At 33.5% G+C, this 13,473-nt stretch carries 12 protein-coding genes; 11 read left to right on the top strand and 1 reads right to left on the bottom strand.

All coding sequences use genetic code 11. The annotated features are described in order from the left end of the window. The first annotated feature begins 1 nt into the window (after position 1). Genes J2S15_RS12165 through J2S15_RS12145 form a run of 5 tightly spaced genes read left to right on the top strand, consistent with a single transcriptional unit; the run spans position 2 to position 5,353 of the window. Positions 2 to 1,282 carry a galactokinase gene (locus J2S15_RS12165; RefSeq protein WP_307408680.1) on the top strand — a complete coding sequence of 427 codons (1,281 nt, stop codon included), beginning with the start codon at positions 2 to 4 and terminating at the stop codon, positions 1,280 to 1,282. A 19-nt stretch (positions 1,283 to 1,301) separates the two neighbouring features. After that, entirely contained in the window at positions 1,302 to 2,273 is a 972-nt protein-coding gene (gene galE, locus J2S15_RS12160) for a UDP-glucose 4-epimerase GalE (RefSeq protein ID WP_307408678.1), read from the top strand. A 2-nt stretch (positions 2,274 to 2,275) separates the two neighbouring features. After that, complete coding sequence (locus J2S15_RS12155) at positions 2,276 to 3,766, top strand: UDP-glucose--hexose-1-phosphate uridylyltransferase (protein ID WP_307408677.1); 1,491 nt, start codon at positions 2,276 to 2,278, stop codon at positions 3,764 to 3,766. A 1-nt stretch (position 3,767) separates the two neighbouring features. Beyond that, on the top strand, positions 3,768 to 4,799 hold the full coding sequence (locus J2S15_RS12150; protein WP_307408675.1) for an aldose epimerase family protein: 1,032 nt from the start codon (positions 3,768 to 3,770) through the stop codon (positions 4,797 to 4,799). 20 nt (positions 4,800 to 4,819) lie between these two features. Continuing rightward, positions 4,820 to 5,353: a hypothetical protein gene (locus tag J2S15_RS12145; RefSeq protein WP_307408673.1), complete on the top strand. Its 534-nt coding sequence runs from the start codon at positions 4,820 to 4,822 to the stop codon at positions 5,351 to 5,353. A 79-nt stretch (positions 5,354 to 5,432) separates the two neighbouring features. Here J2S15_RS12145 and J2S15_RS12140 read toward each other — a convergent pair whose 3' ends face one another. Beyond that, the gene (locus tag J2S15_RS12140; RefSeq protein WP_307408671.1) at positions 5,433 to 6,206 is read right to left on the bottom strand and encodes an SDR family oxidoreductase; all 774 of its coding nucleotides are present in this window, start codon (positions 6,204 to 6,206) and stop codon (positions 5,433 to 5,435) included. Between the two features lie 166 nt (positions 6,207 to 6,372). On the opposite strand from J2S15_RS12140, the gene J2S15_RS12135 reads away from it, so the two are divergent. The 6 genes from J2S15_RS12135 to J2S15_RS12110 all read left to right on the top strand — a co-directional run bounded on the left by J2S15_RS12135 (position 6,373) and on the right by J2S15_RS12110 (position 13,346). Next, positions 6,373 to 6,858 (top strand): flavin reductase, encoded by a 486-nt coding sequence (locus J2S15_RS12135; RefSeq protein ID WP_307408670.1) that lies wholly within the window; start codon positions 6,373 to 6,375, stop codon positions 6,856 to 6,858. 1 nt (position 6,859) lies between these two features. Then, a complete protein-coding gene (locus J2S15_RS12130; protein ID WP_307408668.1) occupies positions 6,860 to 7,930 on the top strand; it encodes a DNA recombination protein RmuC in 1,071 nt (356 codons plus the stop codon). Between the two features lie 13 nt (positions 7,931 to 7,943). Then, the gene (locus tag J2S15_RS12125; RefSeq protein WP_307408666.1) at positions 7,944 to 8,447 is read left to right on the top strand and encodes a GNAT family N-acetyltransferase; all 504 of its coding nucleotides are present in this window, start codon (positions 7,944 to 7,946) and stop codon (positions 8,445 to 8,447) included. 249 nt (positions 8,448 to 8,696) lie between these two features. Continuing rightward, on the top strand, positions 8,697 to 9,146 hold the full coding sequence (locus J2S15_RS12120; RefSeq protein ID WP_307408665.1) for a MarR family winged helix-turn-helix transcriptional regulator: 450 nt from the start codon (positions 8,697 to 8,699) through the stop codon (positions 9,144 to 9,146). Continuing rightward, a complete protein-coding gene (locus J2S15_RS12115; protein WP_307408663.1) occupies positions 9,140 to 11,416 on the top strand; it encodes an ABC transporter ATP-binding protein in 2,277 nt (758 codons plus the stop codon). Before J2S15_RS12120 ends, J2S15_RS12115 begins: the two co-directional genes overlap by 7 nt. Then, on the top strand, positions 11,409 to 13,346 hold the full coding sequence (locus J2S15_RS12110) for an ABC transporter ATP-binding protein (protein WP_307408661.1): 1,938 nt from the start codon (positions 11,409 to 11,411) through the stop codon (positions 13,344 to 13,346). Before J2S15_RS12115 ends, J2S15_RS12110 begins: the two co-directional genes overlap by 8 nt. Positions 13,347 to 13,473: the final 127 nt, after the last annotated feature.

Below are 13,473 nucleotides of genomic sequence, written 5' to 3'. Positions count from 1 at the left end.
AGTGGAAAACTTATACACAGTAATTGAAAGAATTGAAGATGGATTTTTTGATAAGAAATTTGAAGAATTATATGTAGATAAAGCAGTCAGTGAAAGACAAAAAGAACGTTATGTAAGCTTGTTGAATCAGTATCATGAAGAGTTTGTAATTGATGATGTTTCAATTTACAGTGCACCAGGAAGAACAGAAGTAGGTGGAAATCATACGGATCATCAACATGGACGAGTACTTGCTGCTGCAGTTAATATGGATACAGTCGCAATAGTATCGAAAAGAGAAGATAATATTGTTCATATTATTTCTGAAGGATTCAATATCAAAAAAGTGGATATTAGTAATTTGGAGATAAATGAAAAAGAAGCAGGAACTTCAGAAGCCCTAATTCGTGGTGTTTGTGCAAGAATCAAAGAACTAGGATTTGAAGTAGGTGGATTCAGTGCCTATATGTCTAGTGAGGTGCTGGAAGGAGCAGGATTGTCTTCTTCCGCAGCGTTTGAAGTACTCATAGGAACGATTATTTCTGGTGAATACAATGACAATGCAATTGATGCAGTGGAGATTGCGAAAATTGGCCAATACAGTGAAAATAACTATTTCATGAAACCATGTGGATTAATGGATCAGATGGCAAGTAGTGTTGGTGGATTTATTACAATTGATTTTAAAGATCCCGAAAAACCAGTAGTAGAAAAAATTAATTATGACTTTGATTCATCAAAGCATTCACTTTGTATTGTTGATACGAAGGGTTCGCATGCTGACTTAACTGATGACTATGCATCAATTCCTACAGAAATGAAGAAAGTTGCTAACTACTTTGGTAAAGATTACTTAAGAGAAGTAGATATCAATGAGTTCTATAGTGATATTACAAGTCTAAGAGAACTTTGTGGTGATCGTAGTGTATTACGCGCTTACCATTTCTTTAATGAGAATGAACGCGTAGTCGATCAGGTAAATGCGTTAAATAGTAAGGACTTTGATCGATTCAAAGAGTTGGTAAAAGATTCTGGAAACAGTTCTTTTAAATACTTACAGAATGTTTATACGCCAAAAGATGTAGAAGAACAAAATCTTGCGATTGCATTGGCAATCAGTGAGAAAATACTCACAGATAATGGTGTATGCAGAGTACATGGTGGAGGGTTTGCAGGAACAATTCAAGCATATGTACCAAATGAATTATTAAATGAATATAAGGAAGCAATGGAAAAGGTATTTGGTGAGAATAGTTGTCATGTATTAAAAGTGCGTCCTTATGGTGGATATCAGTTTATATAAATAAGAAGGGAGAAATATTATGAAAGTTTTAGTATTAGGTGGAGCTGGGTATATTGGTAGTCATACCGTATATTCTTTGATTGAGAAACAACATCAGGTAGTAATTGTAGATAATCTGCAGACCGGATTTGAATCATTACTTCATCCCGAAGCAGTCTTCTACAAAGGAGATATTCGAGACAAAGAATTTTTAAGTAATGTCTTTGAAAAGGAACATATTGATGGAGTGATTCATTTCGCAGCTAACTCATTAGTTGGGGTCAGTATGAAAGAACCTTTGGAATACTTTGATAACAATGTATATGGAACTCAGATTCTTTTAGAAGTGATGAAAGAACACAATATTAAAAATATTGTATTTTCATCAACTGCAGCAACCTATGGTGATGTGAAGGAAATGCCAATTAAAGAAGATACATTAACGAATCCTACGAATGCCTATGGAGAAACCAAACTGGCTATGGAAAAGATGATGAAGTGGTGTGATTATGCATATGGAATCAAGTATGTAGCACTTCGTTATTTTAATGCCTGTGGTGCACATCCAAATGGCAAGATTGGAGAACTGCACAATCCAGAAACGCATTTAATTCCATTAGTGCTACAAGTTCCAGCAGGCAAGAGAGAATTTATTTCGGTATTTGGTGATGACTACGATACCAAAGATGGTACTTGTATTCGTGATTATATTCATGTAATGGATTTGGCAGATGCACATATCAAAGCTTTGGAATACTTACAAAAAGAACAGACAAGTAATATTTTCAATTTAGGAAATGGAGTGGGATTTTCTGTACTTGAAATTATCAATGCTGCGCAAAAAGTAGTTGGTAAAGAAATCAAGAAGGAAATCGTTCCTAGAAGAAGTGGAGATCCAGCAAGATTAATCGCTTCTAATGAAAAAGCTAAGAATGTTCTTGGATGGGATCCGGAATATACGGATATTGAAAAGATTATTGAAACAGCATGGAACTTTCATAATAAGAAATAAAAATGAATAAGTATATTGATGCATTTATTGATTATGGTTTACAACATCATTTGATTCACAAGGAAGATGAAATATATACAAGAAATAGAATGTTAGAGATTTTAGATTATCAGGAATATGAACCATCAAATCTTAAGGAAAGTTATGACCTTTCTCAGATTTTAGATGAGTTATATTCTTCGATGATCAAACGCGGATTATTAGAAGAAGGAAATAAACATAAAGAACGATGGGAATCACTATTGGTAGATTTATTAGTTCCTAAACCTTCGATGGTAATTCATAAATTTGGAGAATTATACAAAGAGAATCCTAGAACTGCAACTGATTATTATTATCATCTGGCGATGGATAGTAATTATATTCAAAGAGATCGCTTGCATTTAGATAAGAAGTGGAAAGTGGAAACCGAGTATGGAGTGTTGGATATTACGATTAATCTAGCAAAACCAGAAAAAGATCCAAAGGATATAGCAGCTGCGAAACAGGCAAAAAGCTCAGGATATCCTAAGTGTGTATTGTGTAGAGAGAATGAAGGGTATGCTGGAAATATGAATCATCCAGCACGTAGCCAACATCGTCTGATACCACTTAGTTTAAGAGGTGAAACTTATTATCTGCAGTATTCTCCTTATGTATACTACAATGAACACTGTATTATATTAAATGGAGAACACAAACCAATGCAAGTTGATAAAAATTTATTTATTGCATTGTTTGATTTTGTGGATATCTTTCCTCATTACTTTGTAGGTTCAAATGCCGATTTACCAATTGTTGGTGGAAGTATCTTGAGTCATGATCATTTTCAAGGTGGAAATTACACCTTTGCGATGGCAGAGGCAAAAACATCAAAACCAGTAATATCAGCGAAGTTTCCAGAGGTGGAATACAGTCGTGTATTCTGGCCTTTAAGTGTAATTCGTTTAAATAGTAGTAATCGTGAAAAGTTAATCAACTGTGCTAGTCATATCCTTGCATTATGGCGTAATTACAGTGATAAAGAGGCAGGTATCCTTGCGTATACAAAGGAACCTCATAATACGATTACACCTATTGTACGTAAAAAAGAACATGTGTATGAGATGGACTTGGTGTTACGAAATAATCGTACCAGTGAAGAATACCCAGATGGTATTTTTCATCCACATAAAGAATGGCATATGATTAAGAAGGAAAACATTGGTCTTATTGAAGTTATGGGGTTAGCAATTCTTCCTCCAAGATTATTGAGGGAGATGGAAGAACTAAAGAAGCTATGGATTCATAATGAAACTGATTTAACTCATGAAGACATGAACAAGTATCAGAAGTGGTATAACGATTTGAGATTGAATTATCCAAATATAACAGAAGATATAATAGATGATGTATTACAAAAAGAAATAGGTATGGTCTTTCTTCATGTATTAGAAGATGCAGGAGTTTATAAACAAACACAAGAAGGACAGAAACAATTTCAAAAGTTCTTAGATAGAATTGAAGGTGATTAAAATGAAATCTGAAGAATTATATAATTATCAGGGAAATCCTGTTTATGAATATACAATGAGAAATGATGAACTGGAAATAAGAGCACTAAATTATGGTGCTAGTGTTACTATGATACAGGCAAAGAATAAAAACGGTGTAAAAGAAAATGTAGTTGTTGCATATGATGATATAGAATCATATTTCACTCAGCCAGGACCTTACCTGAATGCAATGGTTGGACCTACTGCAGGTCGCATTGCCTATGGTAAGTATATGTTGGATGGTAAGGAACATACATTATCATTAAATAGTCCACCAAATCATTTGCATGGTGGTGCAACAGGTATTTCCAAACAGTTCTTTCATGCGGAAGAATTAAAAGATGGAGACAAACAGATTCTTCGTTTCACTTTAGATGTTGATCACAGTAAAGATGGATACAGTGGTACATACACTTATCAGATTGATTATATTCTTGAAGGAAATACATTTACGATTAAGTCACTTTGTGCACCTCAAAATAAGGGTATTGCCAATTTGACCTCACATATGTATTTCAATTTAAGTGGTGATCTAAAAGATAGTATCAATGGACATGAACTAAAGATTCCTTCATCAAAGAAAACAAAAGTTGATAAAGATAATTATCCTGGAGCGATTGTTGATATCGATAAGAATTCAGCCTTTGATTTTTTGAATTATAAAACAATTCTTCAAAACTTTGCGAAGGGTGATGAAGAATTTGAAATTACTAGGGGTTACGATACAGCATTTCTTTTGAATGAAGGAAACACAATAACTCTTCATGATAAAGAAAGTGGAAGATTAATGAATGTAACAACTGATCAGAAGAGTGTTGTTGTCTATAGTGCAAACTATTTTGATTCACAGTTAATCATAAATGAAAATAAAAAAGGATATCCTTTCTGTAGCATTGCTTTAGAAACGCAGGATATCCCAAATGGAATCAATATTGTTGGCGATGAAGGACGAGTATTTGATACACAACATCCTTACAAGCAGATAACAACTTATGAGTTTTCTATAAAATAAATTAATAAAAAGGAGAACCAATGGGATATGCAATAGTTGGGTATTTTGATGCTAAGTCTACAGAAGTAATAAATTCTTTATGGAGAAGTATGGCAGATTTAGAAGTAGATGATTATTTAATTCATTCAGAAAATACCCCTCATATAAAGTTATTGATATTAAACACTATTGATATTGTTAATGCAGAAGAAATATTACAATCTCTGGTTAAAAAAATTATGAAAGTAAATATACAATTTAAAACTTTTAGTTTTTATCCTAATGAAAAGCCATTTGTCTGCATTGATATTGTTGTCACTAAACAACTACTTGAATTACAGGGAGTAATACGAGAACAATTTGAAGATTATATAGATGAAGACATGAATATTTATTTTGAACAAGGAACCTGGAAACCAGATTGTCAGCTAACAACAGAAATAGATAAAAAGAAATTAGTAACTGCGGTTAATTATTTATTAAAGCAACAATTACCTTTTTATGGATTGCTTGAACGAATTGGTTTAATCGAATTTTATCCAGCAAAACAAATATATTCATATGAGCTACTATAAGTATTACTTTCAATTTATAAAGAAAAAAATTGTAGGAAAGGATGATAATCCTTAAACCTACAATTTTTATTTGAAATAATTAAATGGTATTCCATCCACCATCTACATTTAATAACTGACCTGTAATATAAGAAGATGCATCAGAAGCAAATAGTAATAATACTCCATCCAATTCTCCTTCTTTACCCATACGTCCCATAGGGCAACGTCCACCTACAAATTGTAGGAATGCATCATTAGAGGCTGCTGCTTGTGTCATTTCTGAAGCAAAGTAAGCAGGTCCAATTGCATTTACTGTAATATTATGTTGTGCCCATTCAGCTGCAAGAGCTTTTGTAAGCATTTGTACTCCACCTTTTGAAGAACAGTAAGCTGTAATTTGTTCAAGTGCTGGATGAATAGCAGTATTACTGTGAAGAGAACCAATGTTAATGATCTTTCCATATTTTTGATCAATCATTACTTTTCCAACTTCTCTTGCTACTACATACACACCAGTTAAGTTTGCATCAATTACTTTGCTCCATTCATCTAGAGTTTGATCTTCAGCTTTTGCATTAACTGCAGTTCCAGCATTATTTACTAGAATATCAATACGTCCAAATGTATCCTTAACTTCTTTTACCATGTCGATAACATTTTGTTCATTTGTAACATCACATGTTACGGCTAAACATTTTGTACCTTTGCTTTCTAATTCCTTAGCGAAATCATCCAGTTTTTCTTTTCTTCTTGCTGCAATTGCGATACTTGCTCCTTGTGCTGCAAGTGCTCTAGCGAATTGTTGTCCAAGCCCTGAAGAACCTCCAGTAACTAGAGCAACTTTACCAGTTAAATCAAACATATTTGTCATTTTGTTTACCACCTTTCTCAAAATAAGTTATAGTTGTCTAACCTCCTTATTATGCGCCTGTTAACTAGGTTAGTCAACTGATATGATGCTAAGAAATTAATATAAATTTATAGGTAAGATAACCTGATAAACGTAGTATAATAATAGATAGAAAGTGGAGGTAACTATGAAACCAAATGAGATAAAGCAAAATGTGTTTGAATTGATTGGAAAAGACTGGTGTTTAATCGCCGCAAGCAAAGATGACCATTATAATATGATGACTGCTAGTTGGGGAGGGTTAGGTGTTCTTTGGAATAAATCAGTTGCAACAATTTATATTCGTCCTCAACGATATACAAAAGAATTTGTAGATGACAGTGAATACTTTACATTGAGTTTCTTTGATGAATCTTATCGTAAAATGTTATCAGTTATGGGATCAAAATCAGGTCGTGATATTGACAAAGAAAATTATGAAGGATTACATGGAAGCATTAAGGATGGAGCAGTTTATTTTGAAGAAGCAAAACTGACATTGAAATGTAGAAAGATTTATCAAGATACATTGAAGTCTGAATGTTTTTTAGATGATTCAATTGAGGGTCATTATCCTACTCAGGATTATCATGATGTATATATTGGAGAAATCCTTGAGGTAATTGAGCGTTAATATGGATGTTGGGATTTTATTATTCTTACTATGTATCTTGGTAATCGTATTGATTGCAATGGTTGTGTTATTGCTGCGCAAGCAAAACCAGAGAGTTGATAACAAAGAAAATGAACGATTGCAGTTACAGATGACCAAACAACTGTTGGACTTTCAAAGTGCAATTACCCAAGCTCTGCGTAGTGATATGAATGTATTAAATGAAAATACCAATGATAAGTTGTTTAAGATGGAACATAATGTGAATAAACAACTAAATATGGGATTTGAATCAACTAGCAAAGTATTTCAGGAAGTTATGCGTCAGATTGGAAAAATTGATCAGACCCAGGAACAACTGAAATTATTGAGTTATGATGTTTCAAGTCTTCATAGCATTTTAAATGATAAAAAGACCAGAGGTATCTATGGTGAAATCGAACTTTATGGATTACTGGAGAATGCGTTTGGTTTAGACTATAATCGATATGCGAAACAATATCGATTAAGTAATGGAACGATTGTTGATGCTGTTATCTATGGTAATGATGCACTGGGAATGATTCCTATAGATTCTAAGTTTCCATTAGAGAATTTCAATCGTCTAATGGAACCGGAATTACCTGCAGTAAGAAAACAGGTAATTCAAAATGAATTTAAAAGCGATGTGAAAAAGCATATTAATGCAATTGCAGATAAATATCTGATTGTAAATGAGACAAGTGAGTTTGCATATATGTTCATTCCTGCAGAAGCAATCTTTTCTTATATCAATGCCAATCTGAGTGATGTAGTAGAATACTCTTATCAGAAGAAAGTATACTTGGTATCACCAACAACACTGATGGCTTATATCACTGCAATCAAAGCACTATACTTAGGTCAGCAGAAGAATGAAAGAATGCAGGAAATTCAGGAAGAACTGCGTAAACTAGCATTGGAATTTGATCGTTTCACCAAACGTTATGAAACCGTGCAAAGAGATTTTGAACGCTCTTATCAGGACATGAAAGATGTAATGATAACTGCAAATAAAATCGTTACAAGATTTCAAAAGATTGAAGCAGTAGAGTTCGATGAGGATGAGCATTAAATCTGGAGGTAATATGATAGTTACAGAACGATTAATTTTAAAACCATATTCTGATAATGATCAAAAGCGTATGATTGAACTGCTGACAAATAAAGAAATTAAAAAAACATTTATTATTCCTGATTTTGATACGCAGGAAAATGCAGTTAAGATGTTTTTTAAAATGAAAGATTACTCATTATCTGATGAACACTATGAGCGAGGAATCTATTATAATAACAATCTGATTGGTTGGATTAATGATGTAGATAGCAAAGATGATATGATTGAATTAGGTTATGTGATTGATCCAGAATATAGTGGTAGAGGTTTTGCGACAGAAGCACTGCAAGCTGCTATTAAAGATTTATTTAAAAATGGATATAATGAAGTAATTGCAGGTGCATTTGCATCTAATAAAGGTAGTTTTAAAGTAATGGAAAAATGTGGAATGAAACGAATAAACAAAGAAGAAGAGTTTGTTTACCAAGGTGAATTGCAGCATTGTATCTATTATTCTATTCGGAAGTATAAATAGTAATATTTAGTGATCATATTTATCTAAATAAATGACTTAGTTAGATACTAAAGTTAAGGACAATTATTCCGTTCTTAACTTTTTCTTTTTGTCTTGAAATAGCGTATGATAACGTAAACATGCATTGTTGAAAAATATGTATAAAAAAATAATAAAAATTTTACTCATTTGTATTGACACATTGATACAACGGGTGTATTATTTACTAGCTTAATAGTTAAGTTGGTTAACTATTTTCGGGAGGTGTTCATGTGCGATGAAAATAGAGTACATAAATTGAGAAGATTGATGTACCGATTTAAGAATGTTAGACGCCCTGAAAAAGGCAAAGATCATATGCGTATGCACGATATGATGATGCTTGTAGGGATTCAAAAAGTAGGAGATGGAGAGGCAGTTAAAATGTCACAGCTATCAAGCTATTTCAAAATTACTGCACCTGCTGTATCACAGATTATGCGTAAACTGGAAGATCAGGGATATATTGAGAGAATTATTCGTGATGAGGATCGTAGAAGTGTTTATGTGAAAGTCAGTGAGAAAGCAATCAAGGAAATCAAGATGATTCAAGCACATATGGATAAGACATTAGTTGATATGATTGATTATCTAGGAGAAGAGGATACAGACGAATTGATTCGTTTGTTGGATAAAGTGTTGGATTATGTGGACAAGCAGGAAGGAGTTAGGAAATGCTAAAGGTTCTTAAGTATGTAAAGAAGTACTGGCTAGCGTTAGTTTGTATCATAGCGTTATTATATGGACAAGCACAAGCCGAATTAGCACTGCCAGATTACATGAGTAATATTGTTACTTATGGTATTCAGACTGGTGGGTTTGATGAAGTTGTACCTGAGATTATGAGTCAGGAAACAATGGATAATGCAATGATATTTATGAGCGATGAAGATAAAGAATTTGTGTTATCACAATACAACTATCAAGAGTTCAAAGATATCGACAATAAAGATTTGCCATATGAAATCGATATGTCAGACAAAAGTGTTGTGAAAGACACTGGACTTTATGTTTTAAAAAGTGAGGTGTCGGATGAAAATTTCGATAAACTTACAAAAGCAATGGGTGAACCAATGTTGATGGTTAGTTCATTAGAATCAATTGCGAATGGTGATACTAGTTTAATGGAAGAAAAGGACAAGGAAAAGATTGAAGAAATGCTTGCTCAGATTCCAGAAGGTATGACAATTTTCGATATGATGAGAATGATGCCACAAGAACAATTGGATGAGCAGATGAAAGACTTCACTGCAAAATTTGATGCAGTTGGAGAATCAGCAATTGAAATTGCTGCTGCTTCAGGAGTGAAGGCAGAATATGCAAAATTAGGTGTAGATGTTGATACAATTCAAACAAATTATATTATGTCAACTGGATTAACAATGTTATTAATCTCATTAGGTGGAGGTCTTTGTGCTATTTTAGTAGGATACTTCTCTAGTAGAATGGCTGCAAAAGTTTCAAGAAACATGAGACAAGATACATTTGAAAAAGTTGAATCATTCTCAAGTACAGAACTTAACAAGTTCTCTACAGCATCTTTGATTACGCGTACAACAAATGATATTCAACAAGTGCAGATGGCACTTATTATGACCCTTCGTATTGCAATCTACGCACCAATTATGGCGTTTGGAGCAATCGTAAGAGTAATGAACTCATCAACAAGTATGGTTTGGATTATTGCCTTAGTTGTAGTGGTTATCATGGGAGTTATGATTACGACATTTGCAATTGCGGGACCTAAGTTTAGAATCATGCAAAAACTTGTTGATAAGTTAAACTTAGTAACTCGTGAATCATTAAGTGGGATGTTAGTTATTCGTGCATTCCATACGGAAGAAGTAGAAGAAGAACGTTTCGATGAAGCAAGTACAGCAAAACGTAAAGTAGATTTATTTACTTCACGTACAATGTCTGTAGTAATGCCAATTGTTACTTTTATCTTTAGTGCTACTTCATTATTGATTGTGTGGATGGCATCACATGAAATTGATTTAGGAACAATGCAGATTGGTGATATGATGGCATTTATTCAATATTCAATGCAAATCATTATGTCATTTATGATGTTGGCAATGATTTCAATTATGTTGCCAAGAGCTGGTGTAGCTGCAAAACGTATTTTTGAAGTATTGGAAACACCACTTAGTATAGCAGACCCTGAACATCCGGAAACATTTAGTGATGACATGAAAGGTTACGTCGAATTTAAGGATGTAAGTTTCCGTTATCCTGGAGCTGAAGAGGATGTATTACATGATATTAACTTCGTAGCGAAACCAAGACAGACTACTGCATTTATTGGTAGTACCGGAAGTGGTAAAAGTACAATTATTAACTTAGTACCTCGTTTCTTTGATGTTACAAGCGGAAGCATTGAAGTTGATGGATTGGATGTACGTAGTGTTACTCAAAAAGATTTAAGGTCTAAGATTGGGTTAGTACCTCAAAAAGGTGTATTGTTCTCAGGAACAATTGAATCCAATATTAAATATAGTGATGAAAATATGAACGATAGTGTTATGGAAGAAGCAAGTGAGGTTGCTCAAGCAACAGAATTTATTGATTCTAAACCAGAACGTTATGAATCAGAGATTGCTCAAGGTGGAGCAAATGTATCAGGTGGTCAAAAGCAAAGAATCTCAATTGCAAGAGCAATTGCGAAACAACCTGAAATCTTTATCTTCGATGATAGTTTCAGTGCACTTGACTTTAAGACGGATGCAAATCTTCGAGAAGCGTTATATAAACTTTGTCAGAAAACAGGAAGTACAGTTCTACTTGTTGGACAAAGAATTGCATCAATTATGAATGCAGATCAAATTATTGTATTAGATGAAGGTAAAATAGTTGGTAAGGGAACTCACAATGAGTTAATGAAATCATGTGAGGTTTATCAAGAAATTGCCTACTCACAACTAAGTAAGGAGGAACTTGAAAATGAGTAATAACGATACACAAACAAGAAAACCTCCTGTAACAAATGCTGGACCTGCTGGTGGACCTGGAAGAGGACCCGGAGGTGGAGGTGCTAGAGCTGGAGAAAAAGCGAAAGACTTCAAGGGTAGTGTTAAAAAGATGTTTAATTACATGCGTAACTACCGTCTTCAGTTATATATTATTTTCTTCTTTGCAGTTTTAAGTACAGTATTTGCAATTGTAGGACCTAAAATTTTAGGTGAAGCTACAACTGCTTTATCAGAAGGGCTAATGGCAAAAGCAACTGGTTCTGGTGAAATTGATTTTGGTAGAATACAAGAAATACTGTTGTTACTAACAGGTATGTATTTATTCAGTGCATTCTGTTCTTATATTCAAGGATTTATGATGGCTGGTATTTCACAAAAAATGGCTTACAGTTTAAGAAAAGACATTAGTGAAAAAATAAATCGTTTACCATTATCTTATTATGACAAAACATCACAAGGTGATGTACTATCCAGAGTTACCAACGATGTTGATTCAATTGGACAAAGTTTGAGTCAAGGGGTTACACAAGTAATCACATCAGTAATGATGGTAGTCGGTGTTGCAGTCATGATGTTCTCAATATCATGGATGATGACACTTGTGGCAATGATTGTATTGCCAATATCAGCAATTCTGGTAATGATAGTAACAAAACGTTCACAAAAATATTTCGTTCAACAACAAGCTTCTCTTGGAGCACTTAATGGACATGTTGAAGAAATGTATGGTGGACACATGATTGTGAAAGCATTCAATGGTGAAGAAGACTCAATTGAAAAGTTCTGTGAACAAAATGAAGAGTTATATAACTCAGCATGGAAGTCACAATTCTTATCTGGTCTTATGATGCCAATTACTACATTCATTGGAAACATTGGATATGTATTAGTTTGTTTGCTAGGTGGATACTTGGCAACACATACATCAGTTACATTATTAGGAATCACATTTACTGGAATTGGGATAGCAATTGGAGATATTCAGGCATTTATTCAATATGTAAGACAATTCAATCAACCACTGGCACAAATGGCGCAAACAATTAATACCTTACAAAGTGCTGCAGCAGCAAGTGAACGTGTATTTGAATTCTTAGGTGAAGAAGAATTATCTGAAGATACTAAGAATCCAGTTCAAATTTATGATGCAAATGGAAACATTACAGTACCTAGTACAGTTACATTTGATCAAGTGAAATTTGGATATAGTGAAGATAAAATCATTATTCATAACTTTAACTTAAGAGTTGGAGAAGGTCAGAAAGTTGCAATTGTTGGACCTACCGGAGCTGGTAAAACAACAATTGTGAAACTGCTGATGCGTTTCTATGAATTAAATGGTGGTTCTATCTATGTTGGAGATCATGATATCAAAGACTTCAAACGTAGTGATTTAAGAAGCATGTTTGGAATGGTTCTTCAAGATGCATGGTTGTTCAATGGAACCGTTATGGAAAACTTACGTTATTCTAAACTAAATGCAACAGATGAAGAAGTATACGAAGCAGCAAATGCAGCTCGTGTAGATCACTTTGTTAAAACATTGGAACATGGTTATGACACAATGTTAAATGAAGAAACATCAAATATTTCTCAAGGTCAAAAACAATTACTTACAATTGCACGAGCATTCTTGGCAGATCCTAAAATCTTGATTTTAGATGAAGCAACAAGTAATGTAGATACACGTACAGAAGTATTGATCCAAGAAGGTATGGATGAACTGATGAAGGGTAGAACATCATTTGTAATTGCTCACCGTTTATCAACAATCCGTAATGCCAATGTTATTATCGTTATGAACGATGGTGACATAGTGGAAATTGGCGATCATGAGGAACTGCTTGCAAAAGATGGTTTCTATGCAAAACTTTATAACTCACAATTTGAAGATGGAGAAGAAGAATAATTCTTTTCTACAAATTAGACTAATGAATATTTTAATAAAATGATTGTTTTAAACGCAATCATTTTATTTTGTCAAAAATAATTAGGATATATTTAATGAATGGATAATACACTAGTAGAGGCAAATG

The organism is Breznakia pachnodae, assembly GCF_030814225.1.
In the GTDB taxonomy this organism is placed as follows: domain Bacteria; phylum Bacillota_I; class Bacilli_A; order Erysipelotrichales; family Erysipelotrichaceae; genus Breznakia; species Breznakia pachnodae.
The sequence above is the reverse complement of the archived record's forward strand: the minus strand, read 5'-3'. Positions and strand labels throughout refer to the sequence as shown.

Bases quoted from the DNA above. Each gene is read 5' to 3' on its own strand.
- galE (WP_307408678.1), top strand. From the start codon at position 1,302: ATGAAAGTTTTAGTATTAGGTGGAGCTGGGTATATTGGTAGTCATACC.
- J2S15_RS12155 (WP_307408677.1), top strand. From the start codon at position 2,276: ATGAATAAGTATATTGATGCATTTATTGATTATGGTTTACAACATCAT.
- J2S15_RS12150 (WP_307408675.1), top strand. From the start codon at position 3,768: ATGAAATCTGAAGAATTATATAATTATCAGGGAAATCCTGTTTATGAA.
- J2S15_RS12145 (WP_307408673.1), top strand. From the start codon at position 4,820: ATGGGATATGCAATAGTTGGGTATTTTGATGCTAAGTCTACAGAAGTA.
- J2S15_RS12140 (WP_307408671.1), bottom strand. From the start codon at position 6,206: ATGACAAATATGTTTGATTTAACTGGTAAAGTTGCTCTAGTTACTGGA.
- J2S15_RS12135 (WP_307408670.1), top strand. From the start codon at position 6,373: ATGAAACCAAATGAGATAAAGCAAAATGTGTTTGAATTGATTGGAAAA.
- J2S15_RS12130 (WP_307408668.1), top strand. From the start codon at position 6,860: ATGGATGTTGGGATTTTATTATTCTTACTATGTATCTTGGTAATCGTA.
- J2S15_RS12125 (WP_307408666.1), top strand. From the start codon at position 7,944: ATGATAGTTACAGAACGATTAATTTTAAAACCATATTCTGATAATGAT.
- J2S15_RS12120 (WP_307408665.1), top strand. From the start codon at position 8,697: ATGTGCGATGAAAATAGAGTACATAAATTGAGAAGATTGATGTACCGA.
- J2S15_RS12115 (WP_307408663.1), top strand. From the start codon at position 9,140: ATGCTAAAGGTTCTTAAGTATGTAAAGAAGTACTGGCTAGCGTTAGTT.
- J2S15_RS12110 (WP_307408661.1), top strand. From the start codon at position 11,409: ATGAGTAATAACGATACACAAACAAGAAAACCTCCTGTAACAAATGCT.